At 43.8% G+C, this 25,702-nt stretch carries 22 protein-coding genes and 1 pseudogene; 10 read left to right on the plus strand and 13 right to left on the minus strand.

Features of this window, described 5'->3' with window-relative positions; all coding sequences use genetic code 11:
- Positions 1–273 precede the first annotated feature (273 nt).
- The 6 genes from Q7U33_RS10840 to Q7U33_RS10865 are packed head-to-tail and all read right to left on the minus strand — an operon-like array spanning position 274 to position 7,580.
- Complete coding sequence (locus Q7U33_RS10840; protein WP_304860768.1) at positions 274–4,374, minus strand: pilus assembly protein; 4,101 nt, start codon at positions 4,372–4,374, stop codon at positions 274–276.
- Positions 4,375–4,383: 9 nt separating this feature from the next.
- Entirely contained in the window at positions 4,384–5,010 is a 627-nt protein-coding gene (locus Q7U33_RS10845) for a hypothetical protein (RefSeq protein ID WP_304860771.1), read from the minus strand.
- The gene (locus Q7U33_RS10850) at positions 5,007–6,116 is read right to left on the minus strand and encodes a PilW family protein (protein WP_304860773.1); all 1,110 of its coding nucleotides are present in this window, start codon (positions 6,114–6,116) and stop codon (positions 5,007–5,009) included. Before Q7U33_RS10850 ends, Q7U33_RS10845 begins: the two co-directional genes overlap by 4 nt.
- Before the next feature lie 16 nt (positions 6,117–6,132).
- Positions 6,133–6,549 carry a prepilin-type cleavage/methylation domain-containing protein gene (locus tag Q7U33_RS10855; protein WP_304860775.1) on the minus strand — a complete coding sequence of 139 codons (417 nt, stop codon included), beginning with the start codon at positions 6,547–6,549 and terminating at the stop codon, positions 6,133–6,135.
- A 9-nt stretch (positions 6,550–6,558) separates the two neighbouring features.
- On the minus strand, positions 6,559–7,104 hold the full coding sequence (locus Q7U33_RS10860) for a GspH/FimT family pseudopilin (RefSeq protein WP_304860777.1): 546 nt from the start codon (positions 7,102–7,104) through the stop codon (positions 6,559–6,561).
- Between the two features lie 38 nt (positions 7,105–7,142).
- The gene (locus Q7U33_RS10865; RefSeq protein ID WP_304860779.1) at positions 7,143–7,580 is read right to left on the minus strand and encodes a type IV pilin protein; all 438 of its coding nucleotides are present in this window, start codon (positions 7,578–7,580) and stop codon (positions 7,143–7,145) included.
- Between the two features lie 248 nt (positions 7,581–7,828).
- Here Q7U33_RS10865 and Q7U33_RS12075 point away from each other — a divergent pair, with 248 nt between their 5' ends.
- Entirely contained in the window at positions 7,829–7,933 is a 105-nt protein-coding gene (locus Q7U33_RS12075; protein ID WP_370652008.1) for a lipoprotein, read from the plus strand.
- Positions 7,934–7,972: 39 nt separating this feature from the next.
- Positions 7,973–9,223: a diaminopimelate decarboxylase gene (gene lysA, locus Q7U33_RS10870; RefSeq protein WP_304860781.1), complete on the plus strand. Its 1,251-nt coding sequence runs from the start codon at positions 7,973–7,975 to the stop codon at positions 9,221–9,223.
- A 438-nt stretch (positions 9,224–9,661) separates the two neighbouring features.
- Here the strand turns inward: lysA and purU are convergent, their stop codons facing one another.
- The gene (purU, locus tag Q7U33_RS10875; protein WP_304860783.1) at positions 9,662–10,516 is read right to left on the minus strand and encodes a formyltetrahydrofolate deformylase; all 855 of its coding nucleotides are present in this window, start codon (positions 10,514–10,516) and stop codon (positions 9,662–9,664) included.
- A gap of 137 nt (positions 10,517–10,653) precedes the next feature.
- Here purU and ispH point away from each other — a divergent pair, with 137 nt between their 5' ends.
- From ispH to Q7U33_RS10895, 4 genes are read left to right on the plus strand one after another with little or no spacing between them, the layout of a single operon-like run.
- Positions 10,654–11,706 (plus strand): 4-hydroxy-3-methylbut-2-enyl diphosphate reductase, encoded by a 1,053-nt coding sequence (gene ispH / locus Q7U33_RS10880; protein ID WP_304860785.1) that lies wholly within the window; start codon positions 10,654–10,656, stop codon positions 11,704–11,706.
- A 17-nt stretch (positions 11,707–11,723) separates the two neighbouring features.
- Positions 11,724–12,176 carry a dihydroneopterin triphosphate diphosphatase gene (nudB, locus tag Q7U33_RS10885; protein ID WP_304860787.1) on the plus strand — a complete coding sequence of 151 codons (453 nt, stop codon included), beginning with the start codon at positions 11,724–11,726 and terminating at the stop codon, positions 12,174–12,176.
- Positions 12,177–12,213: 37 nt separating this feature from the next.
- On the plus strand, positions 12,214–13,326 hold the full coding sequence (gene nadA / locus Q7U33_RS10890; RefSeq protein ID WP_370652007.1) for a quinolinate synthase NadA: 1,113 nt from the start codon (positions 12,214–12,216) through the stop codon (positions 13,324–13,326).
- A 34-nt stretch (positions 13,327–13,360) separates the two neighbouring features.
- Positions 13,361–13,789 (plus strand): HIT family protein, encoded by a 429-nt coding sequence (locus Q7U33_RS10895; protein WP_304860789.1) that lies wholly within the window; start codon positions 13,361–13,363, stop codon positions 13,787–13,789.
- 49 nt (positions 13,790–13,838) lie between these two features.
- Here Q7U33_RS10895 and Q7U33_RS10900 read toward each other — a convergent pair whose 3' ends face one another.
- From Q7U33_RS10900 to Q7U33_RS10925, 6 genes are all read right to left on the minus strand, one after another.
- Positions 13,839–14,150 carry a ferredoxin gene (locus Q7U33_RS10900; RefSeq protein WP_304860791.1) on the minus strand — a complete coding sequence of 104 codons (312 nt, stop codon included), beginning with the start codon at positions 14,148–14,150 and terminating at the stop codon, positions 13,839–13,841.
- Between the two features lie 155 nt (positions 14,151–14,305).
- Complete coding sequence (locus Q7U33_RS10905; protein WP_304860794.1) at positions 14,306–15,295, minus strand: energy transducer TonB; 990 nt, start codon at positions 15,293–15,295, stop codon at positions 14,306–14,308.
- A 4-nt stretch (positions 15,296–15,299) separates the two neighbouring features.
- Positions 15,300–16,676, minus strand: coding sequence for a UDP-N-acetylmuramate:L-alanyl-gamma-D-glutamyl-meso-diaminopimelate ligase (gene mpl / locus Q7U33_RS10910; protein ID WP_304860796.1), 1,377 nt, complete (start codon positions 16,674–16,676; stop codon positions 15,300–15,302).
- A 43-nt stretch (positions 16,677–16,719) separates the two neighbouring features.
- On the minus strand, positions 16,720–20,511 hold the full coding sequence (gene metH / locus Q7U33_RS10915; RefSeq protein WP_304860798.1) for a methionine synthase: 3,792 nt from the start codon (positions 20,509–20,511) through the stop codon (positions 16,720–16,722).
- A 71-nt stretch (positions 20,512–20,582) separates the two neighbouring features.
- Positions 20,583–22,067: a YifB family Mg chelatase-like AAA ATPase gene (locus Q7U33_RS10920; RefSeq protein ID WP_304860801.1), complete on the minus strand. Its 1,485-nt coding sequence runs from the start codon at positions 22,065–22,067 to the stop codon at positions 20,583–20,585.
- A 5-nt stretch (positions 22,068–22,072) separates the two neighbouring features.
- Complete coding sequence (locus tag Q7U33_RS10925) at positions 22,073–22,303, minus strand: accessory factor UbiK family protein (protein ID WP_304860803.1); 231 nt, start codon at positions 22,301–22,303, stop codon at positions 22,073–22,075.
- 178 nt (positions 22,304–22,481) lie between these two features.
- On the opposite strand from Q7U33_RS10925, the gene Q7U33_RS10930 reads away from it, so the two are divergent.
- The 4 genes and pseudogenes from Q7U33_RS10930 to Q7U33_RS10945 all read left to right on the plus strand — a co-directional run.
- On the plus strand, positions 22,482–23,384 hold the full coding sequence (locus Q7U33_RS10930; RefSeq protein ID WP_304860806.1) for a TorF family putative porin: 903 nt from the start codon (positions 22,482–22,484) through the stop codon (positions 23,382–23,384).
- A gap of 63 nt (positions 23,385–23,447) precedes the next feature.
- Complete coding sequence (locus tag Q7U33_RS10935; RefSeq protein WP_015833227.1) at positions 23,448–23,786, plus strand: P-II family nitrogen regulator; 339 nt, start codon at positions 23,448–23,450, stop codon at positions 23,784–23,786.
- Between the two features lie 10 nt (positions 23,787–23,796).
- Positions 23,797–25,209 (plus strand): ammonium transporter, encoded by a 1,413-nt coding sequence (locus tag Q7U33_RS10940; RefSeq protein ID WP_304860811.1) that lies wholly within the window; start codon positions 23,797–23,799, stop codon positions 25,207–25,209.
- Between the two features lie 300 nt (positions 25,210–25,509).
- A pseudogene (locus Q7U33_RS10945) lies at positions 25,510–25,702 on the plus strand (hypothetical protein); the annotation flags it as partial.

The following is a 25,702-nucleotide window of genomic DNA, read 5'->3' on the forward strand; positions in this document are numbered from 1 at the left end:
CAATCTCTAAAAAATCCATCACTGTTGCAACAGCAGCGGTCAATCATAGCGAAGGTCGGTTCGCGGTCACTGACCGCTCCTACAAAAAAAAAGATCACCGCATCCCTAGCACTTTATAGCTACTCCACTAAATAACCCTATGGTCACCTAGTCATTCCGTGCTTTCGCATGTGAGCCAGTAAGACAAAATGATCAGTTTTTAAGGTTAAAGTTGCTTCGAGTAAAACTCTCTATACCTATTTTTATAAAATCATGTAGAAGATAAAGCGCTTATTAGAGATTTAGCTCTCTCCAAATAGATCTATGTTTTTGGAAACCTGTACCAGTTCCTGTAAACGGCACGTCTAATATTTGAGGTGTAGGGTTATCTGCCGTTACAATTGAAACTTTTGGTTTGCCATCAATATAAACCACATTAAACCCGACAGTTGGCGCATTAGTTCTTAACGAGACGATATTAGCACCTAAATTATTAACAGCTGTACCAGTTTCATAATCCAAGAAAGTTAGCCAGCCATATCCAGCGGGCTGGCAAGCAGAGGAAGTTGGCACTGTCGTTGGTACAAGCAAAGTGCCTAATACTAGTTGTGACGGCACGTTCTGACGCTCACCTTGATCTGGGAGGTCTATGTACCAACCCAAACCAGAACCAAAGTCTACAGCGTTACTGGTTCCGCTCTTACGTGTATCAAAGCTGTCGGGCACTATTGTTTGCTCAACTAAGACAGACCGAGGATCAACTAATGTAGCGCTTGCATTGTCATCTTTAATTGCATACAAGGTTTGCTGGCTTGTATCAGTGAGGTCACTCACCTCAAGATATTTACCAGTGCCCACAAACACTACCCGTTTATTTTTAATCGTACCGAGCTCTGGGCTAGTTGTAATTGCTTGCGCACCTGATGCTTCAAGTTTAGCAAACAACAACTTACTATTATCCGCAAGATTAAACCGCCATAGGTTGCCTAATAAATCGCCACCATACACATAAGTAGCGGTGTTGTTTTTTTCTGGATCATCAGCATAGGCACTGATTTCTGCTAAGCCACTTGGCAATGAAGTACTGCCTACACCCGTTGGTATTTCAGAAACTTTAGTGCCAGATATCGCATTTAATACGTACAAATACCCTTTTCCATCCCCCCCATTATAAAGCGCAGGATTATTAGGCTTAAACTTAGTATCTGGGAGTGAGTAAAAAGCACTGTTATCTGGAATATTGTTATAGCCAGAAGTCACTAATACCACCCATGTCCCATCTGATTTCTTAGTGATAATAGGCGTTCCATAAGTATAACCAAGGTTTGGCTCGTCAACCGCATCAAACTCCCATAAAAGAGTAGGACTCGTCGGATTAGTAATATCGAGTGCGTAGTAACCACGCCCACCGCCGTTTAAACCTGCGACCAATATCGTTCTCCAAGCGCCGCCGTCATATACATCAGAAATGACAGGATCACCATTCACATAATAACTATGCTTATTCCCATAAGCACTATCTGCCAATTTCCACATATTTGGGATCACCATACTTGGTACGTAAGCCCACAGCTCTTGTAAAGAGCCTGCATCAAACGCATGCAACATGCCATCATTGGCGCCCATAAAAACGGTTTTGGTCCTAGTTGCTTGTGCTTCTTTAAATGCAGAGTAGCCTGTATCAGCGTATTTAAAGGTTGGCTTGCCCACAAACGCTGGCTTAGAATCAACCGCATCACCTAGCACTGCTTGGCGTTTACGGAACAGTTTATTTTCTGGATCTGCTGCATTTTCATCATAACCAGTTTGACCACGTAAATAATTGACAAGGCGCTCTGAAGTAAAATTTGCTTTCTGTTCAGATGTTAATGTGGGCCATTGGGTTAAATTCGCTGCTAGAAAAGTAGCACCAAAGGTATTTGCCAGGCCTGCAGAGGAAATGGCGCCTAAGGTAAAGTCGGTCAATGCACCCCCACTATTCATATAAATTTTGCGTGTATCAGCTGTATTGGCGACTTTGTCTTTTAAAGTGCCTACACAAGCTACTGGTAAAGATACGCTACAATCAGTGCCCACCAAAGTTCCACTACAAGCAAGGGGACTAGTCACGCTTGGTGTCACACAGTTGTATGCACCACTGCCATCTGGCACAACGGAGGACGGACTAATACATGTCGCAGAAGTGACAACATCCTCTACACATGCTGATGCTGCCTGACTCACAGCACCCGTCACAAGATCAATACTTCGTTTTTCAAGATTACCTATCCAATAACCAGAGGTATAACTCGCTACATAGGCATTGTTATCTCCAGTGACAGGGTTTAACGTACTTGTCGCGGCTGCAGAGCCCGCACCTAGCTTGACTTCAATAGAGGCCAATGCTTCTTTTAATTGCGATACTAAGTCAGTAGGATTTTTAGCACTGAAATAGGTGCCTCCGCCGTTTACGGCGGCATGCCAAAGATCATCAATACGCTCAGGACCAGTATTGGCAATTGGATCTGGCCAATTCTTGATGCCATTTTTAATATCAGTAAAGTCACCGGAGGTCGCTATTTTATAATCTGAGGTGTAAGACAACACACCATCAACTCCCATACCCAAAGTAAGCGTCACCATGTTTTGTTTTTGATTAGCGGTTGAAGGCGCCGGAGACTGGCAAATATTTTCACCTTTTGCTCCAGTACAATTTCCTAAATCAACCGTACGAATATCTGTATCAAAGTAATATTTAGCAACGTCAGCTAATGTATTTTCTACAGCCGGGCTACCTTCTCGCATTGGCCTAGGCGTATTGTTTGCCGCACTATCTAAATTACCCACGTTAGTGTTATCCAGTCCTAAAGGCCCTCCGGCATAAGTACTCGTTTCATCGCCAGTGTTCCAATAACCATCTGTCGTTAATAGTGTAAAATTTTGCTGGCATTCATATTGAATTGGGTCTGTGAAAACACCTCGTTTTGCGACTGTTTCATTAGCATAAATACGCCCTGCTTTCGATAACGAACCTCTAAGTGGCGTGTTTCTATCAGCTGGTGCAGCAAAGAACATACTGTACCAAGCCGCTTTTTGCGCAGTGTTAAAGGTGTCAAAATTAAGCATTTGCGCAGACCGAGTAGATGTTGTCATAAAGCCTAAACGATAATCCTCTGTCACATCTTTAAAGGCAATACTGGCAGAAGTTTTCATGGCTTGCCCACGCGTGCCATAATAAGTATGCCAATTTGCGTAATTGGTCATTTCTTCAACATAAGTACATGTAGCACCAGCGCAATCGGTACGGCTAGCCGCCTTAACTGTTGAACCAGGTAAAGTATAGCTGTTCAAGGATGCAGAGATCACTACTGGTAAGGTTTTGCCAGGCACAGCATTGACAGAAAAAGCCGTTGACGTTACGTTTCTGCCACCAGATTTAATAATAACAGGCGCACTTGTAATATTGGCAGTGGCAGCAGTTGGTGAAGCATATACCGTGACAACGCTACCCGATACTGTTGAAAAATAGCCTCTTGCAGTACAACTACCTGTCAATGCATAGGTACAATTGTTGATATTGGTTGAAATCGCAGAAGCTAAATTATTATTATTATTTAAACTTGCGGTCGTAGCAGAAAGAATTTGTGCACCACCTACGGTCACTGATGAAACACTCGTTGACCCACCTGAGCCGTTGGCAACACTAATAGTGGCCACCCGAGCACTTGGCATTCTCAAATTAGTAAAGCCAGTTAAATTGGTTGCCTGACAACTGTTAGCTGCTGGTGTAGCTGCCCCAGCGTTGCCTGATGTGTTACACCAGCGCACTGTGGCGGGGTAAGGATAGGTAGCACTAGGTGCAGATTGCGCATTACACACTTTAAGATCACGCTTGGTGCAATACTCACCCGCAACTACATGAAAATAAATAGAATCTGTTTCTAAATTTTTAGTCCCTGTAGGGTAGCCCGAACCAGTGTAGGCATTATTTTTCACTTGGCGCCAATTTGGCTTAGTCGCTGTACTAGCACCAGTAGCTGTGGCTTGCCCAATTTGGCTAGGATACTGACTCGTGTTTAACCCAGATGAATCAAAAAAAACAGGGGGTAAATAGCTGACACTAGGATTATAGGCAACAGTGTTATAACTGGCATTTCTGAATTGAGAGTCATTGCTACTATTGGCCCAATCAGGCATGTAATCCCAGCTCATACTACCAGAGTCATCCAGAACAAATAATAGATTAGGCTGTATGGTGATGGTAGGACTATTTGCCAAAGGTATTGTGGCAAGATCCAGCGGTGATGTTACTGGTGCAGATATAGCCACTTGCGGCAGTAGGAGATTGAAAATAAAAGCGATGGCCGCTACCAAACGACTCCATACCTGCATGTATTTCTGATGATATCGTTGCATCGCTAACTCCTAATAGACATATGTCTGGGTATAACTAACCGTGTTTTTAACCCCAGCGACACGTGTTGTGATACGGTAAATCGGGCTTTGCTGCGTATTAATGATGGCACCGCCTCCATCTGAAGGCACCACCTTATTACTGCCTTTGCCTATTTCAGGATCGCCCAGCAAACATATATTATTAGCTGGCGCGACGGTGTCTCTACACATGCGTTGAATAATAAAACGTATGTTATTGCCACTACTGGTTTCAGTGCCGCCAACAATTCCGTCACCACTAGCAACTGCGGCGGTAGCCCACGTTGCATCGGCTTTAAGTACAGTCGGCAAATCTAAATCTGGAGAACCTTCCTCTGGCAAAAATGTGGCGTAATAACCTTGCGCCAATTTATCAGTATAAAGATTCTCTGGGTTAGCAACTGCCTGTGCTTCTAACCAATTTAAAGCAGTTTCTACGCCACGATCAGATGAAACTAGTGCAGTGTGTTTCAGCGCCATATTGCCTGCAATAATAGTATTAGTATCCACTGATCGAATAAGTGCAACTGCCGCAAGTGACATCACAACCAACGCAATCAAAGCGACAAACAACACCACACCTTGTTGCTTGAAAGATTGAAGGGTTTGAGTCTTCATAACACATCCTTAGACCAAAGCATATTACGTAATGGAATAATCGTTTCAAATGTCTTATACCGATATTTTTGCCAACTATCTATCGCTGATAAATCAATCGTGGGTGCTGCATCAAAATCAGTATCATCCCAAGCACAAGGCCCATTATTCGCCACACCTTTGGTCGTCGTACACTGGGCCGTCACGTCATCTTTTTCTAATAAATCATTCCGCGCCACCACTACAATACGTAGGGCTTTAATTCTATTTCGGTCAACGATGGAAGGCGCCGCCCAAGTACCAGTCGCATTGACCCAATTCACCACCTGATTACTGTTGGCTACAGCAGATACACCATATTGGGCTTGCATATTCACAATTTCCGATACAATCGGCACGCCATCTAAAGTAAGCTGATTATTGATAACCTCATATCGGTAATCACGCCAATCGCCCATACAGGCTATTTTTGCACCAATAGCAATTGGCGCACCTGCGGGAGTAGCACCGATTAAACTAATATTTTGCAATGTGTCTGGATCTCCGTTGGCGTCAGCAATACGTGTCATACGGCACAATGGCCCTTGGCTAATTAAGACAATGTCATTGTCCTTGCAGCCGATATTGTTCTCGGCAGCTAAGCCTGCAGATGCTGTTGCATTAGCTGCATTAACAATCTTGACAGGCACTGCCCCCATGGCTGTTTGGCTATAACGTGCTGTGATTACATCGCTAACGCCATCAGCGCTACCACCATCTTCAATCACTAACGGGAATATATCAAGGTCGGGCGTTGCTGGGTCATCATCATGGTCAAAGACTGGCGATGGGTCACAGTTAAGAGAGGCATTATCTTCATCGGCACTTGGCATAGGCAAACCATAGCCTGCCATTTGTACATCACGCTGAATGTGATGTAGCGCGATACTACCATTGGTTTGTGCATCTGCCGTACCTGAAGTGCTGCGTTTCTGGCCCTCAAATGCTGAAAATACCTGCATAATCACCAGGCTGGCAATTAAGCCTATTACCAAACCTACCATTAACTCGACTAAGCTAAAACCAGATTGGCTCAAACCTGATTGGCGCAAGTGGTAATAAGATAAGTATTTTTTTTGTAGTTTCATCTTAAATACCTTTAAATTAGATACCTTCTATCCGCGCATTAGTACTGTAGGTGTGTTCTTCTTCACCTGGCAATTGCCAGCTTACAGTAACCGTCACAACACGCTCTGGCGAAATAGCAACAGTGCGCGTACCATTAGGTAATAAATTTGAGATATCGGTATCAACCTCAATATAATCTGCAAGGCCAGTACCTACCCATATCAAACCAAGACGTTGCTGTGCAATAAAAGTGGCTTCTGCTCTGTATTTAGCATCTGACGTATTTTTAACTAGGACACCCTGTAAACCTGCTAAAGCCAAAATTCCCATAGAGAAGATCACGATGGCAATCATAGACTCAAGCAAAGCGATGCCTTGCTGCGTTTTAAATTTAAGGTTGGTCACGTTCAAAAGTGAGCGCCTACTTCTCATTAATTGATTTTGTTTAGCCATTTAAATACCTCAAGCAGGACATTTTCGTGGATCACTGTCCGACAAACCAGTATACGGATCACACATTTTGCCTGCACCACCAGCATCAATCAAAATTCGCAAATCCCGACTATCTGATCCGTTCATCGATGTATTATCAATATCAAGCTGAGTAAACGGATCTTCTGGTGCACCTTCCAACTCAGATCGAACACGCCCTAAACTTGTAAAAACTAAAATAGTAGAGCCTACTGGCGTTGCTGTCACGGAGATGCTTGCTGAAGAGCCTTCTGCTATGCTCCGCGCTTCAATCGGGTCTGGACAATCCGCTGTAACGTTTACGCAACCAATTGTCCATGCAGAGCCCGCCCCAATTTCAAATTTAACATCTGCATTACGTTTTAACGCTTCAACTCTTGCCTTTTGTAACCCAGAGTTAATTGAATCTGCTGCATTTCTGATTCTGGTATTTTCAATCCAAATCGTATAACTTGGCAGTGCAAATGCCGCAAGAATACCAATGACAGATACTGCAACCATCAGCTCGACCAAGCTAAAACCACCAAAATGACTCATTTTAGCCCGTCGTATTTGACGCCTATTTGTGCGTAAGGCTAGCATGAGCCACTCTTGCTCGTTAACCAACAGCCTGTACCCGTAGTACCATCGTAGATAGAAGATTTAGTATTGTCTTGATTAATACTGAACTCAAAGCTACTCATATCACCAGCGCCCTCTGCTGTTAACGTATAAGTAGTAGCGTCAGAGTCACAGGTGATTGTAAAGTTTTGGGTATTTGCAGGACATGGACCATCAGCATAGGTGCGATTATCTTGAAAATACTGCTCCATTTTCACCCTGCCATCAGCTAAAGCGGACGGCGCTTCTGCTGCTTTGGCTTTTTTCACATAATCGGTATATGCTGGTAACGCTATGCTAGCTAAAATGCCAATAATCGCGACCACAATCATAATCTCTACCAAAGTAAAACCTTTAGTAAAGCCTTTTGATATTGCCGTGCGGCTAGATTGGATTACTTTTGAGTTAACCATTCCAATTCCCCTTTTACTTAAAATGTATCATGCTACTGACAACAGCCCATGTCTATCAGCAACCGACAGTCGGTAAATTTCACAGAACAAACGGTTACTAATATCTTTTTACAACATGAGCTTATCATTATTAAGCTTAATAAATGATAGAATAAGACACATTATTAAACGCGATATTAAATGTTTAGATAATTGATTTTATCTGAAACATCTCACAAAATACTATGAAGCCACTTACAAAAAAACTGATGTTGCTTTTGATTGCCCAGCTAATTTTGGTAGGTTGCGGCACTAAAGGCCCGCTCTACATTCCTGAACAGGCGTACCCTCAGCCAGCCACATCGAATAAATAAATCGCTAACTTTCCACCTCCTTACCGTTAAGACATTACTGTGAATACTTTTACGCTTAAAAATAACGTGTTACATGCCGAAAATGTAGCCCTTACCCAAATTGCAGAGAACTTTGGTTCGCCTTGTTACGTTTATTCCAGATCCGCACTTAGCCAAGCTTTTGAACGCTTTAGCGCTGGTTTTAAAGACGCCAACCACTTAGTTTGCTTTGCGGTAAAGTCTAACCCTAGCCTTGCGATCTTAAATTTATTTGCAAAACTTGGCGCGGGTTTTGACATCGTTTCTGGTGGCGAACTGGCAAGAGTAATTGCTGCGGGTGGTGACCCTAAAAAGGTCGTTTTTTCTGGGGTAGGTAAAACTGCTGACGAAATGCGAGCTGCCTTAGAAGCTGGGATTTTTTGTTTTAACGTAGAGTCTGCCAGTGAATTAGTGCGCTTGAACGACGTAGCTACCTATATGGGGAAAATAGCACCCGTATCATTACGTGTAAATCCGAATGTAGATGCGAAAACACACCCATATATTTCAACAGGCTTAAAAAATAATAAATTTGGTGTGGCATATGAAGATGCACTGGATATTTATTTACAGGCCGCTGAAATGACTAATATTGCGATTCACGGTGTGGATTGCCATATTGGCTCGCAAATTACCGAGTTATCACCGTTTTTAGATGCTTTTGACCGTGTGCTTGCACTGGTAGATGCATTGGCTGAAAACAATATTCATATCCAACATATCGACCTTGGCGGCGGTATCGGCATTTGCTATAACGACGAAACACCACCAGAGTTTACGGCTTATGCAAAAGCAATGCGCGAGAAACTAGGTGGTCGCAATGTGAAACTGGTATTTGAGCCTGGCCGTGCTTTAGTCGGCAATGCTGGTGTTTTACTCACTAAAGTTGAGTATTTAAAACAAACAGAAACCAAAAACTTCGCAATTGTAGATGCGGCCATGAATGATCTGATGCGCCCAGCACTTTACGATGCTTACCACGACATTAAAGCGGTTAAGCCACGCGCTGAAGAGGCTGTAAATTACGAAATAGTAGGCCCAGTATGTGAAAGTGGTGACTTTTTGGGGCATGACAGAGCGCTGTCATTGCAAGAGGGTGACTTGTTGGCGATTATGTCGGCAGGTGCTTATGGCATGAGTATGTCAAGCAACTACAATACCAGACCACGTGCCGCAGAAGTGATGGTGGACAATGACCAATGTCACTTAATTAGAAAACGCGAGCAAATTGCAGATTTATTTGCGGGTGAAAATATACTGCCAAATAGTTAGGTTTCAGTTGATGACTTGCAGGAGCGGTCATTTTGCGTGTGAACGGACATGCCCTTTACAGGTAACCGCCAAAACTGGCTTATCTGTAGGAGCGGTCATTGACCGCGAAAGCAATGCTGAATGTTCACCTAACATTTCAATCATCCAATAATGTAGCTAATTGAAAGGCTTTGTTCGCGGCTACTAGCCGCTCCTACATACGACTTTGCAAGTGCTTTGACATGTGAATAGTGCAGTTTACTGCGCATATTCCATGGGCAAGCCAAATGCTGGCTTAGCACTTAGAAAATCGGAGTGCCTGTGGTACATGCGAGCTTTCAAGTACTCTTACTTGAGAATGCAACAGTTTACGGCAGATGTTTGATGGGGTAAGCAAAATAAAAAAGCGAAGATTAATCTTCGCTTTTTTATTAGCCAATCTTAATTCACTAGACGTTATTAATCAAAAATAACCGTTTTGTTTGCATACAACAAAATACGGTTTTCAATGTGCCAGCGTACCGCCTTTGATAGCACAACACGCTCTAAGTCTCGACCTTTTTGAATCAAATCTTCTACTTGATCGCGATGTGAAATTCGGTCAATACCTTGCTCAATAATGGGACCTTCATCCAGCACTTCTGTTACATAGTGGCTGGTTGCACCAATCAGCTTAACACCTCGCTCAAATGCACGGTGGTAAGGGCGCGCTCCAATAAAGGCCGGTAAGAAAGAGTGATGGATATTAATAATACGTTGTGGGTAGCGTGACACAAAGTCTGGCGATAAAATCTGCATGTAGCGAGCTAGTACGATTAAATCAATGTTGTAATCCGCAAATAGCTTAAATTGTGCGGCTTCGGCCTGAGGTTTATTGTCTTTATTGACTTCAATATGATGAAAGTCAATCCCATAAAATTTAACGAGCGCTTCGGTATCGCGATGATTACTAATCACCAGTGGAATTTCGCAGGCCAACTCACCGCTTTTATGACGATGCAACAAATCAGCTAAGCAATGGTCATACTGCGATACCATGATGGCAACGCGCGTTTTATGTTGCGACAATTTGAGCTGCCATTGCATGCTGAACTTGCTTGCGACTTCCGAAAATGTTTGATTAAAGCTCGCTTCATCTAAATTGAATCCTGTGAAATCCCATTCAACGCGCATTAAAAATAGATTATTTTCCGCATCCTGATGCTGGTCTGCGTGTAAAATATTAGCATTGTGCTGAAGTAAGAAATCAGCGATGGCTGCGACAATGCCTTTAGTATCTGGGCAAGTAATCAGTAGGGTTGCAGTATTTTTCATAGTAAAAATTGATAGTCCAGTTTAGCCAATCTTGGGCGATGCCGATGTACTGGAAATATTTTTAAAGTTAATGATTTAAAAAATGCAATTATACCTGATGCGCTCAGCGCTTGATGTAATTTGAATGTAGATGAAATATGAACCCTGAACCAAACAACCTGAAACACCAAACTTTAGCTGAGAAGGCTGCTAGCGATGCCTCTATCCTGCTGGCTAATCCTCGTGGCTTTTGTGCGGGTGTGGACCGTGCCATTATTATCGTAGAGCAAGCGCTAGATAAATTTGGCGCACCTATTTATGTTCGGCATGAAGTTGTGCATAACAAATTTGTGGTCGATGAACTACGTGCTAAAGGTGCGATATTTGTTGAGGAGTTAGACGAGATTCCTACTGGTAGCATTGTGATTTTTAGCGCACATGGCGTCTCTAAAGCGGTGCGAGCCGAGGCTGAGTCACGCGGGCTGACTGCTTATGATGCAACCTGTCCACTGGTAACGAAGGTGCATATTGAAGTTGAAAAAATGCGCAAAGCTGGCATGGAAATCGTGATGATTGGACATAAAGGCCACCCTGAAGTTGAAGGGACAATGGGGCAAGTCGAACAAACTAACACTGAAAACAATCAAGCAAGCAGTATAGGGATGTACTTAGTAGAAACGCCAGAAGATGTTGCCTCTTTAACAGTGAAAGACCCTGCCAAGTTAGCCTATGTGACACAAACAACGCTGTCAATGGATGATGCTGCTTTAGTGATCAATGCGCTAAAAGCGAAGTTTCCGCAGATTAACGCGCCTAAAAGCGATGACATCTGCTATGCCACACAAAATCGGCAGGATGCAGTGAAGATCATGGCTCAAGATTGTGACCTTGTGATCATTGTAGGCTCACCTAACAGCTCAAACTCTAACCGCCTACGTGAGGTAGCCAAGAATCAAGGCGTTGAGGCCTACATGGTGGATAACGCGAGTTATTTAAAATCAGAGTGGTTAGTTAACAAGAAAAAAATTGGCGTATCGGCTGGTGCTTCTGCCCCTGAGGTATTAGTGAAAGAAGTGATTGCGCAATTGCAAAATTTTGGTATAGGTAATGTGCAGGAGCTACAAGGTGTGGTTGAAAGCGTAGTATTTCAACTGCCAAAAAATCTGACAAGCGCTGCCAAAACTAATTCAGCTAAATCGACTTCTAATTAATTTAATTAACATCAACTTTGAAAACGTACAAAACACCTATTTCTGCACTTGTGCTGATTCATACGCCTGATTTAAAAGTGCTGATTATGGAACGTGCTGATAGGGCTGGGTTCTGGCAATCGGTCACTGGCAGTATTGAAGGTGATGAAACACCATACCACGCAGCTGTTAGAGAAGTCGCTGAAGAAACAGGTTTAGATGCGACTCAATACACTTTGGAAGACTGGCAAGTGTCTAATGTGTATGAAATTTATCCTCATTGGCGCCATCGCTATGCTCCTGGTGTCACTGAAAACCGCGAACACTTATTTGGCTTAGTGCTACCTAGTCCTTTGCCCGTTACACTTGCTCCTGACGAACATTTACAATACGAATGGGTCGATTGGCGTGAGGCTGCAAAACGGGTGTTTTCATGGACAAATGTAGATGCATTAAAAAGATTAGGTGAACGACATCAATTAACGTTATAAAATATACGCTTTAGCGTGCGCACTTTTAGAAAATACTATGTCTATTGCAACCATACCAGCCGCCCCAATTAAATTTGAAAAATTTCAAGCCGCAGATGATGCTGACTGTCAGCGCCGCATCATTGCCGCCAAAGAAAAATTAGGGAAACGCCTTGTGATTTTAGGGCATCACTATCAACATGAAAGTGTGTATCGTCATGCCGATTACACGGGTGATTCGCTCAAACTTTCACGTTACACTGAAAACTTAGACGCCGAGTATATTGTGTTTCTAGGTGTGCACTTTATGGCTGAAGTTGCGGACATCTTAAGCCGCCCAGAGCAAATCGCGATTCTGCCTGACCTAGCGGCAGGTTGCTCAATGGCGGACATGGCTAACCTTGCTAAAGTTGAGCGTAGCTATCGTGAGCTGAATAAAGTACTTAATTTTGATGAGCAAATCACGCCGATTACCTACATTAACTCTGCCGCCGATCTTAAAGCGTTTTGCGGTGAGCATGGTGGCATTGTGTGTACCAGCACCAACGCCCCGAAAATTCTAGAATGGGGATTTGCACAACGTGAAAAAGTGCTGTTCTTCCCTGACCAAAACCTAGGTCGCTGGAGTGGCTACAAAATGGGTATCCCGTTAGAGCAAATGCCAGTGTGGGACCCTGACCAACCGTTAGGCGGCTTAACTGTAGAACAAATCAAGAATGCGAAGATTTTGTTGTGGAAAGGACATTGTGCTGTGCATCAAATGTTCCGTCTGCAAAATATCACTAAATTTCGCGAAGAACACCCTGATGGATTTGTGATTTCACACCCAGAAGCACCGTTTGAAGTTTGCCAGCACTCTGACTATGTAGGATCTACTGAATATATTTTAAAAACGATTAGCGACGCACCTGCCAACACAAAATGGCTAGTGGGTACTGAGTTAAACTTAGTGAATCGTCTAGCAGAACAAATGAAACCAGAAGGTAAACTTGTACAGTTTATGAGCCATGTGGTATGTGAATGCTCTACGATGGCGCGTATTGACCCGCAACACTTAGCTTGGGTGTTGGAAAATTTGGTAGAAGGTAAAGTAGTAAATCAAATTAAAGTGCCAGCGCATGAAGCAAAACTAGCAAAACTGACCTTAGATCGAATGCTAGCTGCTTCTTAATAGCCATATTGTAATTTGAATTTAAAGGGATTAAATGAGCTGTCCATTATGCGACCCCACACCCCATGAAATATTATGGCTAGATGATTTTTGCCGTGTAGTTTTGCTTAACGATGAAGATTACCCAGCCTATTGTCGCGTAGAGTTACTAAATCATATTAAAGAAATGACTGATTTAGCACCGCAAGACCGTGCGCGCATGATGAAAGTAGTATTTGCGGTAGAAACTGCATTAAGGGAAGCACTCAACCCTGACAAAATCAATTTAGCCAGCTTAGGTAATAAAACCCCACATATTCATTGGCACGTGATTCCGCGTTTTGAACATGACAAACATTTCCCGAACTCACATTGGGGTGAAGCCATGCGTGAAAGTAACACATCATTGCTTGATGCAAAAACGAAACAGGCGCTCGCCGACAACATGAGCACGCTAATTGAATGTGCACTTAAGCCGAGCTAAATTATCCCAGAAGATTAACGATTTTGAGTGGTTTTCCAGTTCTTGTAAATTAAACCAATAATCGCTTAACCACCTGACCATTGATTAAGTGGCTTTCTATAATTTCATCAATATCATCGTTATCTACAAACGTGTACCAAACCGCTTGAGGGTAAACTACCATGACTGGGCCGTCGTTACAGCGGTCTAAACAGCCAGCACGATTAACCCGCACTTTACCTTCACCGTTCAAATTTAGTTTTTTAACACGCGACTTCATGTGATCAAAAGCCTGCTCTGCGCCATTGTCCATACAGCAGGCTGCACCGCCTTCGCGCTGATTTAAGCAGAAAAATACGTGATGTTCGAAATAGTTTTTCATAGTTTTCTCATATCAATTCTTAAGGCTAAGACGGATTTTTGTATTTCCAGTCCAAGAAAATCTATTAAAATTTTAATTTCTACTAGGTATTTAAGCGCAGACAGTACGCATAATACGGCAAGCAAAAATAACAGAAATCAAAAAGATAATGACTTTTACTCTGTAGCCAAGCTTTCTTCTTTGGTAAACGTCCATGTTCTGGTAATGCTCAGCACATCTATTTCTTTACGCACATCGTCAGGAAATCTCGCATAAGGTGCACCTAACTCAACAATATGTTTAGCGGCCGCATCCAGCACTTTGTGCCCAGAACTACGATTAATCTCTATAGACTCAATACTGCCATCGGCTTTAATTGACACCGTCAATTGTAGCTGGCCATACAGTTTTAAATTCTTTGCAGCTTCTGGATAATTAAGATTACCAATCTTCTCTACCTTTTGTCGCCATGCTTCTACATACAACGCATAGCGATATTCCTGAGCGCGCCCACCAACAAATTTACGTTTTGGTCTTTTCTGATATTCATCCTGTTGCTTAGCAATTAACGCTTCTAAACGATCCATCTCCAATGCAGCAGCAGTGATATCTTGAATATTGATTTTCTTACTTTGGCTTTCCTGAGGAGCAGTATCAGCTTCAGTTGCTTTGGCCTTTTGTACTTGTTGAGACTCTACAGTGTGCTTTGCTTCAAGCTGGGTCATTAAGGCTTGCGCTTGCCTTTCTAATGCAGCAACATTTTTTTGTGCTTGCGTCTCTTCTGATTGCTCATCGGCGGCCTTAACACTCTGTTTAGCATTAACCACTGGCTTAAGCGTCACATCTGCCTTTTGCTGCTTTAATGCAGGCAAGGCCGTTTTCATTTTTCGGTCTAAATCAGTATTACCACCACGATCTAAATTTGCTTGTGCGTACACCTCAGTGTTTTCAGGTTTCGCCTTAGTTTTTGTATTCACCAACACAACTTCTAATACTGGTAACTTATCGCTGAATTTCTTAAGTTCTGGCTCAAAATGAATACTAAGAATCACCAAATGCACCAGCAAAGAGATACTGAGCGCAATAGACATCACACTCATTGATTTGATTTTTACAATGAGTGAGACCGATGGATTTAACGCTGCTTTTACGGGTTGTTTTGCCAAATGTTTAAACTTCTTTTAATTCGTCGAGTAGTTTTTGGTGAATACCGCCAAAACCACCATTACTCATGACCAATATATGATCTCCAGTTTTTGCTACTTGCTTAATGGCAAGAATCAACTGCGTCAGATCATCATACACCTGTGTTTTGCTTGCGATTGGTGCAAGTGCCGCGCCAGCATCCCAACCTAAGTTTGCTTGATAACAGAAAACCAGATCAGCTTGTTGTAGGCTAGCAGGTAACGCATTTTTCATCACTCCTAGCTTCATAGTATTAGAACGTGGCTCTAATACTGCCAAGATACGTGCAGCCCCCACTTTTGCACGTAATCCAGCAATGGTGGTTTCAATGGCGGTTGGGTGGTGTGCAAAATCATCATACACAACTACGCCTCGACTTTCGCCACGCACTTCCATGCGGCGTTTCACGTTCTTAAATGCGGTTAAGGCAGCAATACTGACCTCAACAGTAACGCCCGCATGTCGTGCAGCAGCAATGCTAGCTAGTGCATTCATCCGATTGTGCTCGCCTAACAGACCCCAAGCAACGTGTCCTTGCATTTGACCTTTGTAAACAACATCAAAGCTACCATCACCTTGTGCATTGATCGCTTGCCAGTCGTCATCAGTGCCAAACTTCTCTACAAGAGTCCAGCAACCTTTATCAAGCACACGTTGCAAACTGGCTTCTTTACCATTGGCAACCACCAAGCCTTGTTGCGGCACAGTTCTAACCAAGTGGTGAAACTGTTTTTCAATCGCATTTAAATCTTCAAAAATATCCGCGTGGTCAAACTCAAGATTGTTCAGTACCGCAGTACGTGGGCGGTAATGCACAAACTTGGAACGCTTATCAAAAAATGCGGTGTCATATTCGTCCGCTTCAATCACAAAAAAAGGTGATATGCTATTTTTGTCTTGTACTGGCACTTGTGGCAAACGTGCTGATACTGAGAAGTTTTCAGGTACCCCGCCAATTAAAAATCCAGGTGCCAAACCTGCATATTCCAATATCCACGCCAACATCGAGCTTGTTGTGGTTTTACCATGCGTACCAGCTACTGCTAGCACCCACATACCTTGGAGTACGTTCTCAGCCAGCCACTGTGGGCCTGAAATATAGGGTAAGCCTTGATTTAAAATCGCCTCCATCAAGGGATTGCCACGCGAGACTACATTACCAATGACATAAATATCTGGGTTGAGCGCTGTTTGTGACGGATCGAACCCTTCAATCAGCTGAACCCCTTGCGCTTCTAGCTGCGTGCTCATTGGGGGGTAAACATTAGCGTCACAGCCTGTGACTTTATGGCCTGCAGCTTTAGCCAACACCGCAATACCACCCATGAATGTACCGCAGATACCTAATATATGAATATGCATAAATTCTTTTTTAACTTGATTCTAAACGATGAAATTGCCGAGATTAAGCTAGATTCGGCGCTAACCAACGCTCTAAATAGTCTTTAGTTAACCCTCTGCGTTCTGCCATCTCCAGCAACTGATCTGTGCCAATTTTATCCACACTGAAATACTTACTTTCTGGATGCGCAAAATAGAAACCTGAAACCGCAGCGCCTGGTGACATTGCAAATGATTCTGTCAATGCCATACCGATGGCCTCAGCTTGCAACAACTTAAACATGTCTGGTTTAACTGTATGGTCAGGGCAAGCAGGGTAACCTGGTGCAGGACGGATGCCTTGATACTGTTCTTTAATGAGTGCTTCTTTACTTAGGCTCTCGTTCGGCGCATAACCCCAGAAATCAATACGTACGCGCTCATGCATGTACTCGGCAAACGCTTCAGCCAGTCTGTCTGCCAAGGCTTTAAGCATGATGCTACTGTAGTCGTCATGCGCATCTTCAAATTTTTTCTCATGCTTCTCAATGCCTAAGCCAGCCGTCACTGCGAACAAACCGATGTAGTCTGGCGTACCTTTAGGTGCAATGAAATCCGCTAAACATTGGTTAGGGCGGGCGATACCGTCAATGACAGGTTTTACGGTTTGCTGACGCATACCGTAATAGCTAAACGCAACCTGCTCACGCGTTTCATCGGTATAGATTTCAATATCGTCATCATTCACTCTGTTTGCAGGATGCAAAGCAACGACACCGTTAGCAGTCAGCCAGCGACCATCAATGATTTTTTTCAGCATGGCTTGCGCATCGCTGAATACCTTAGTCGCCGCATCGCCGACCACTTCATCTTTTAAAATAGCCGGATAAAAACCTGCCAGATCCCAAGTCTGGAAGAATGGCGTCCAATCAATATATTGCGCAATGATGCTCAAGTCTGCATTTTTGATTTCGCGACGGCCGATAAATTTAGGTTTCACTGGTGCATGCTCACCTGCAAACGAAAGATCGGCCTTATTGGCGCGCGCCTCAGCGATAGTCAACATCGGCGTGCCTTTTTTATTGGCATGCTGCGTACGCGCTTTTTCGTAGTCTGCCTGAATCTCTGCCAAATAAGCGCCGCGTGTTTCTGGTGTGAGTAAGTTTTGCATCACAGTCACTGAGCGTGAAGCATCTGCTACGTAAACAATTGGGCCATCGTAATGCGGGGCAATCTTCACCGCAGTATGCGCACGTGAAGTAGTTGCACCTCCAATTAACAGCGGCATTTGCTGGCCTTGAAAATAGGGGTCGCGTTGCATTTCACGCGCGACGTGCGCCATTTCTTCTAGCGAAGGTGTAATCAGACCAGACAAGCCAATGATGTCAGCATTTTCAGCCTTTGCCATCGCTAGAATCTCAGAGGCAGGCACCATCACGCCCATGTTCACTACTTCAAAATTATTGCATTGCAATACTACGGATACGATGTTTTTGCCGATGTCATGCACATCGCCTTTTACCGTTGCGATGACCATTTTGCCTTTAGGTTTGGCCACGATACCAGTACGTGCCTCATCTGCAGCTTTTTCAGCTTCAATAAAAGGAATGAGATGCGCCACAGCAGATTTCATCACGCGCGCGGATTTCACCACTTGCGGTAAGAACATTTTGCCCTGACCGAACAAATCGCCAACGACATTCATGCCATCCATGAGCGGGCCTTCAATCACATGAATCGGTCTGCCGCCAGCCGCTGCGACCTTTTGCCTAGCCTCTTCGGTATCTTCGACAATGAACTCAGTAATACCATGCACCATAGCGTGGCTCAGGCGCTTTTCGACAGGGACTGGGTTTTCAGCCTTACCCCGCCACTCAAGCGTTGCCGCTTCTTTTTTACCACCCGCCACTAGTGTGCCTGCAATCTCAATCATGCGCTCAGTAGCTGCTAGAGGATTATTTGGGTCAACCACACGGTTAAGCACCACATCCTCAACGCGTTCTTTGAGTTCCGCAGGTAAATCGTCATACACACCCATCATGCCAGCGTTGACGATACCCATGGTCATACCAGCTTTGATGGCATGATATAAAAACACGGTGTGAATTGCTTCGCGCGCGGGGTCGTTACCCCTGAAACTGAAACTCACGTTGGATACGCCACCTGAAATCTTGGCATACGGCAGATGCTGTTTGATCCAATGTGTCGCGTTGATAAAATCAACCGCGTAGTTGTTATGCTCTTCAATACCAGTCGCAATGGCAAAAATATTCGGGTCAAAAATGATGTCTTCTGGTGGGAAGTCCAGCTCTTTTACTAGCAAATCATAAGCACGTTTACAAATTTCAATCTTACGTTCAAAGGTATCAGCCTGACCTTTTTCGTCAAACGCCATCACGATTGCTGCTGCTCCGTAGCGCTTGCATAAATTGGCTTGACGGATGAACTCCTCTTCGCCTTCTTTCATGGAAATCGAGTTGACAATGGCTTTACCCTGCACGCATTTCAAACCTGCCTCAATCACTGACCATTTACTAGAGTCAATCATGATAGGCACACGGGCGATATCTGGCTCAGAAGCGATTAGATTCAGGAAGTGCGTCATGGCTTTGATGGCGTCCAGCATGCCTTCATCCATGTTAATGTCGATGACTTGTGCACCGTTTTCTACCTGCTGGCGCGCTACCGTGAGCGCTTCATCATATTGCTCATTGATAATCAGCCGCGCAAAGGCTTTTGAGCCAGTGACATTCGTACGCTCGCCTACATTCACAAATAGCGATTCATCATCGACAACGAAAGGCTCTAAGCCAGATAATTTAAGCGTACGTGGCAACACTGGTAGCTGACGTGGTGGTAAATCTTTAATTTCGTTATAAATCGCATTGATATGTGCAGGCGTTGTGCCACAGCACCCACCTGCAATATTGATAAATCCGCTATCCGCAAACTCTTTTACCAAACTTGAGGTCACGTCAGGCGTTTCATCAAAACCCGTGTCAGACATAGGATTTGGTAAACCTGCATTTGGGTAAATACACACAAAAGTATCTGCAATCGAAGATAGCTCTTCTACGTAAGGGCGCATTAAAGTTGCGCCTAATGCGCAATTTAAGCCGATAGTGAGCGGTTTAGCATGGCGTACAGAATGCCAAAATGCAGTGACCGTTTGGCCAGACAAAATACGGCCTGATGCATCTGTCACCGTACCAGAAATCATGATAGGCAGTGTATGGCCCACCTCTTCAAAATATGCATCAATCGCAAACAATGCAGCTTTGCAGTTAAGCGTATCAAAAATGGTTTCTACCATTAATATATCTGCACCTCCTTCTACCAGTGCACGCGTCTGCTCTAAGTAAGCATTTACCAACTGATCAAAATTCACATTACGTGCGGCGGGGTCGTTCACGTCTGGCGAGATAGAGGCAGTTTTTGGTGTAGGCCCTAGCGCGCCAGCCACAAAACGAGGCTTATCTGAGGTGCTGTATTTGGCACAAGCAGCCTTTGCTAACTTAGCAGCCTCTACGTTCATTTCATACACCAGATGTGCCATATGGTAGTCATCTTGCGCGACGGCCGTGGCTCCAAAAGTGTTGGTTTCAATGATGTCTGCGCCAGCCGCTAGGTACTTTTCGTGAATCTCTTGAATAATGGCGGGCTGTGTTAAGGTCAATAATTCATTATTACCTTTGACAAACAACTCACGCTCACCCGCTGGCGATTTAAAGTCAACAAAACGCTCGCCACGATAGTCCGCTTCTGTCAGCTTATATTGCTGAATCATTGTCCCCATCGCACCATCTAAAATCATGATGCGCTGTGCTAGTAAAGCACGTAATTGGGTTTCTATCGGAGATATTGTTAAATGAGCCATGAAAATCAGTCGTTAAAAATTTTCTCAATTTTATCATGCAAGTATGAGGTTGCTATATCTAGTTCTATACTTCAGCCGCGTCTATATTGCATAGCCTCTGCGATGTGGGCTGGTTTAATATCAACATCGCCAGCTAAATCGGCAATACTACGGGCAACTTTTAAGATACGATGATAGGCACGTGCTGATAAATTAAGACGTGATATCGCAGTTTTTAATAAGGTTAAACCAGCTGCGTCGGGCTGACAGTACTCATCTATTTCTGAGCTACCTAAGGCAAAATTAGCTTTACTTTGACGTTGTAGCTGTATATCACGCGCTTTTTCAACTCTGGCACGAATAGCTTCACTAGGCTCTGCATCGGCAGCACGAGTAAGCTCATCCTCTTTTAAGGCCGCTACTTCTATATGTAAATCTATACGGTCTAATAGTGGACCTGAGATTTTGCCTTTATACCGAGTAACCTGATCTGGTGTACAACGACACTTATTGTTGAAATGCCCTAAATACCCACAAGGGCAAGGATTCATGGCAGCAATTAACTGAAATTGCGCTGGAAAATCCGCCTGACGCGCCGCTCGCGAAATAGTGATATGGCCACTCTCCAAAGGCTCACGTAATACCTCCAACACTTTGCGGTCGAATTCTGGCAATTCGTCTAAGAACAAAACGCCACGGTGCGCCAATGAAATCTCACCTGGGCGAGGAATGCCTCCTCCACCAACCAACGCCACTCCCGAAGCTGTGTGATGAGGAGATCTAAACGGGCGCCGCTTCCAATGTTCAACCTTATAATTGCCGTTAAGTGATTGCAGCGCAGCAGATTCAAGCGCCTCATCTTCAGCCATACTGGGCAATATGCCAACAAAGCGACTTGCCAACATACTTTTACCTGTGCCAGGTGGGCCGCTCATAATCACGCTATGTCCGCCTGCTGCTGCAATTTCTAAAGCACGTTTAGGTCCGGACTGCCCTTTTACTTCACTAAAATCAGGATAAATAATGGGCTGTGCTTGGCGATGTGCATCCAGTTGCACCAATAAAGTGCGTCCACTTAAATGCGCGCACACTTCTAGCAATGTTCTTGCAGGGTAAATGATGGCATCATTCACCAATGCGGCTTCTACTGCACTTTCGGTAGGCAAAATAAAGGCACGTCCACTTTGATATGACTTATAAGTCATGGCTAATGCACCACGAACAGCGCGCAACTCACCAGTTAGTGCCAATTCACCAGCAAACTCATATTTAGACAAAGGATCAGTTGGAATCTGACCGCTGGCCGCAAGAATACCTAATGCGATAGGCAAATCATAGCGCCCACTCTCTTTGGGCAAGTCTGCTGGTGCTAAATTCACGGTAATGCGTCGCGCGGGAAACTCGAACTGTGCTGTTTGTAAAGCCGCTCGCACGCGGTCTTTACTCTCTTTAACCTCCGCTTCAGGCAAGCCAACAATCGTAAAGCTGGGTAAGCCATTTGCAAGATGCACTTCTACCACAACCTGTGGCGCATCCATACCTGTCAGCGCGCGACTATACAACACGGCCAAACTCATCAAGTTTACTTCCCTTCCAATTCAGCCAACCTTGCTTCTAATAAATCCAGCTTTTCTCGGGTATGACGTAGTACCTCGGCTTGCACCTCAAACTCCTCGCGCGTCACAAGCTCCATTTTGGTGAATGCGCTCTTTAATAGTGCATTTAAGTTTTTCTCTACATCGGCCAAAGGTGAACTTGCCACTACCTCTTTGATTTTATTAGATATTTCATTAATTTTATGGGTATCTAGCATATTAAATCCTCTATAAATTTAGCTTAGTTTAGCAGATTATTTACGAGCATTACATAAATACAACAATCAGACAATTTAATATCCTATTGATTTTAAACATATTTATTTCTGGCACGCCATTTGCTTTAACAAAATCGTGTATTTTTTAGATAACACTTTTTTATTTGGAGTTAATAGCATGCGTAAATCATTACTATCACTAGCAGTTTTAAGTGCTCTCGCTGTACCGTCATTCGTATCTGCTGAAGAAGTAGCAGCAGCTGCACCAGCTGAAGCAAAATCAGCATGGACAGCATCTTCTAACGTTGGCTTTGTGTCCAACTACTATACTCGTGGTATTTCACAATCATGGCATAAACCAGCTGTTCAAGGTGGTATCGATTTTGAGCACACTAGCGGCTTCTACGCTGGCGTATGGGGCTCATCTGTAACACCAAATACATTCCCTGACGCATCTGCAGAACTAGATGCCTACTTTGGTTACAACGGTGAAATCTCGGCAATCGAAGGCTTAGGCTACACTGTGGGTGCTATTGGTTACTTTTACCCAGGTGGTGATTGGAAAAAATGTACTGCATGTACAAAAGCTGATGGTACTACACCAAACAGTGGCGGCCGTTGGGATACTTATGAGGCAAACTTTGGCTTATCTTACAAATGGATCAGTGCTAAAGCTTCTGTGACTTTAGGTGACTGGTTCGGTGCTGAAAAAGGTACTGGTTTTGAAGGTGGCTCAAGTGGTACAACCTATATTGAATTAAACGCCGCTTATCCATTACCATGGTACGACTTAACACTTGTTGGTCACGTTGGTCGTTTAGACGTTTCAACAAAATTAGCAGATGGTCTTCAAGGTGATGGTGGCAGAAGCCCAGACTACACAGACTATAAAGTGGGTTTAAGTAAATCATTCAGCTTTGCCAACTCTGAAGGCTGGGATGCTGGTCTTTACTACGTAGGTGCTTCAGACAATGGTTACTGGGGAAAAAGAGGTTTTGGTGGTCCAAGCTTTAACGGAAGCACAGAACGTAAAGACTTGTCAGACAACCGTTGGATTGTTTCTTTAAGCCGTTCATTCTAATATATCTCAATGTGCGGGTTCAGGTTTTATTGCTGAACCCGTTCTATCAACTTGGAGAAAAATATGAAATTTGTATCCGCAATTATCAAGCCTTTTAAGCTTGACGAGGTGCGTGAAGCACTTTCAATCATCGGTGTACAGGGTATTACTGTCACCGAAGTGAAAGGGTTTGGACGCCAAAAAGGTCACACTGAGCTATATCGTGGCGCTGAGTACGTCGTAGACTTTTTACCGAAAGTTAAATTAGAAGTCGCGATTAAAGATGAGTTACTAGACCAAGTTGTAGATGCCATTGAAAAATCAGCAGCTACAGGCAAGATTGGTGATGGTAAGATTTTTATCTTTAATCTAGAAGAAGTCTACCGCATTCGCACCGGTGAAACCGGTGTAGAAGCGCTATAAGGGGATCATAATGAAGAAATTACTCTCGATGTTTGCACTGGTTGCTGCGCTTGGTTTAGGTTACAGCAGCACTACGTACGCAGAAGATGTTGTAGTAACAACTGACGTAGTCGCTACAGAAGAAGCTGCTCCAGTAGCTACAGAGGCTGCTCCAGTAGCTGAAGTAGCGGCCGAATTAGCAGTTGCAGAAGAAGCGCCAGAGACACTTGATGCTGGCAACACAGCTTGGATGGTAATGGCAACAATTTTAGTATTGTTGATGATTATTCCTGGTTTAGCATTATTTTACGGTGGCTTAGTGCGCACCAAAAATATGCTATCAGTATTAATGCAAGTGTTTGTGATTACTGCCATGGTATCTGTTATTTGGGCAGTGTATGGTTACAGCTTTGCATTTACAGATGGTGGTAGCTTGAATGGGTATATCGGTGGCGGAAGCAAAATCTTCTTAGCTGGCATTACGCCTGATTCATTAAGTGGCTCAATTCCTGAGTATGTGTTCTTAACATTCCAACTGACTTTTGCAGCAATCACACCAGCTTTGATTGTTGGCGGCTTTGCTGAGCGTATGAAGTTCTCTGCTGTACTAGCATTTGTTGCACTTTGGGTAACTTTTGTATACCTTCCAGTTGCACATATGGTATGGGGTGGTGGCGTACTTGCTGATTTAGGCGCAAAAGACTTTGCTGGTGGCACTGTAGTTCATATCAACGCAGGTATTGCTGCATTGGTTGGCGCGGTCTTACTTGGCAAACGTATCGGTTACGGTAAAGAGTCTATGACACCTCATAGCATGGTAATGACAATGATTGGTGCATCATTACTATGGGTAGGTTGGTTTGGTTTCAACGTTGGTAGCGAACTTGCTGCGGACGGTACTGCTGGTTTAGCATTAATCAACACTCAACTAGCGACAGCTGCTGCTGTCATGGCTTGGATATTCATTGAGTGGTTAGCACGTGGTAAACCTTCAATGTTGGGTGGTGCTTCAGGCGCTGTAGCTGGTTTAGTTGCAATCACACCAGCATGTGGCTTTATCGGCCCGATGGGTGCAATCGTACTAGGCTTTGTAGCTAGCTTGGTGAGCTTCTGGGCAGTGACTAGCCTAAAAAGTAAACTTGGTTATGATGACTCACTCGACGTTTTCGGTATCCACGGTGTTGCAGGTATCATCGGTGCAATCGGTACTGGCATATTTATGAGTACTAGCCTTGGTGGTGTAGGTTACGACGAAGGTGTAACAATGTCGAGCCAAGTAACAACACAAGCAATTGCTGTAGGTGTGACAATCTTGTGGGCTGGCGTAGTAAGCTTCATCCTTTACAAAGTAGTTGATGTATTAATCGGTCTACGTGTTTCAGAAGAATCAGAGCGTGAAGGCTTAGATACAACAGAACATGGCGAACGTGCTTATCATATGTAATTGAATGGTTAGCTAATGAAAAAAAGGGGGTACATATGTACCCCCTTTTTTTACGTTGCAATTCAAGGTTGAATCCGCCAAGTATTTGAAATTGGCATCATGTTATTTGCTAGTGCTGGATTTTTCTGCATAACATCTATCTACTAGCATCGGAATTATTGATGATGGGCATGCAGACCACTCTATTTGGCCCAATTAAATATGCTCATTTACCGCAATACTTAAACGAGTATGAAATACTAGGTGGTAAAAGCATGGCAGAAATAGGGAGCTTTGTTGCGATTCTACTTTGGCAAATAGTTGGGTCGTGCCTTGCTATTATTGCAGTCTCTTGGTTTTGATTTTTATAGCACAACGCTACTCGCGCAATTCCCTAATTTTGCAAAAAAAATATTGCATGGCGATGAAAGCGTATTCATTTTATTACTTTCTATTTTCTCATTGGGTATTGGTATAGGCTCGCTCATGTGTGAAAAGCTATCTAAAGGAAAAG

Origin of the sequence: Methylotenera sp., from assembly GCF_030653755.1 — a bacterium.
GTDB lineage: Bacteria > Pseudomonadota > Gammaproteobacteria > Burkholderiales > Methylophilaceae > Methylotenera.

Bases quoted from the DNA above. Each gene is read 5' to 3' on its own strand.
- Q7U33_RS10840 (WP_304860768.1), bottom strand. From the start codon at position 4,374: ATGCAACGATATCATCAGAAATACATGCAGGTATGGAGTCGTTTGGTA.
- Q7U33_RS10845 (WP_304860771.1), bottom strand. From the start codon at position 5,010: ATGAAGACTCAAACCCTTCAATCTTTCAAGCAACAAGGTGTGGTGTTG.
- Q7U33_RS10850 (WP_304860773.1), bottom strand. From the start codon at position 6,116: ATGAAACTACAAAAAAAATACTTATCTTATTACCACTTGCGCCAATCA.
- Q7U33_RS10855 (WP_304860775.1), bottom strand. From the start codon at position 6,549: ATGGCTAAACAAAATCAATTAATGAGAAGTAGGCGCTCACTTTTGAAC.
- Q7U33_RS10860 (WP_304860777.1), bottom strand. From the start codon at position 7,104: ATGAGTCATTTTGGTGGTTTTAGCTTGGTCGAGCTGATGGTTGCAGTA.
- Q7U33_RS10865 (WP_304860779.1), bottom strand. From the start codon at position 7,580: ATGGTTAACTCAAAAGTAATCCAATCTAGCCGCACGGCAATATCAAAA.
- Q7U33_RS12075 (WP_370652008.1), top strand. From the start codon at position 7,829: ATGTTGCTTTTGATTGCCCAGCTAATTTTGGTAGGTTGCGGCACTAAA.
- purU (WP_304860783.1), bottom strand. From the start codon at position 10,516: ATGAAAAATACTGCAACCCTACTGATTACTTGCCCAGATACTAAAGGC.
- ispH (WP_304860785.1), top strand. From the start codon at position 10,654: ATGAACCCTGAACCAAACAACCTGAAACACCAAACTTTAGCTGAGAAG.
- nadA (WP_370652007.1), top strand. From the start codon at position 12,214: ATGTCTATTGCAACCATACCAGCCGCCCCAATTAAATTTGAAAAATTT.
- Q7U33_RS10895 (WP_304860789.1), top strand. From the start codon at position 13,361: ATGAGCTGTCCATTATGCGACCCCACACCCCATGAAATATTATGGCTA.
- Q7U33_RS10900 (WP_304860791.1), bottom strand. From the start codon at position 14,150: ATGAAAAACTATTTCGAACATCACGTATTTTTCTGCTTAAATCAGCGC.
- mpl (WP_304860796.1), bottom strand. From the start codon at position 16,676: ATGCATATTCATATATTAGGTATCTGCGGTACATTCATGGGTGGTATT.
- metH (WP_304860798.1), bottom strand. From the start codon at position 20,511: ATGGCTCATTTAACAATATCTCCGATAGAAACCCAATTACGTGCTTTA.
- Q7U33_RS10920 (WP_304860801.1), bottom strand. From the start codon at position 22,067: ATGAGTTTGGCCGTGTTGTATAGTCGCGCGCTGACAGGTATGGATGCG.
- Q7U33_RS10925 (WP_304860803.1), bottom strand. From the start codon at position 22,303: ATGCTAGATACCCATAAAATTAATGAAATATCTAATAAAATCAAAGAG.
- Q7U33_RS10930 (WP_304860806.1), top strand. From the start codon at position 22,482: ATGCGTAAATCATTACTATCACTAGCAGTTTTAAGTGCTCTCGCTGTA.
- Q7U33_RS10935 (WP_015833227.1), top strand. From the start codon at position 23,448: ATGAAATTTGTATCCGCAATTATCAAGCCTTTTAAGCTTGACGAGGTG.
- Q7U33_RS10940 (WP_304860811.1), top strand. From the start codon at position 23,797: ATGAAGAAATTACTCTCGATGTTTGCACTGGTTGCTGCGCTTGGTTTA.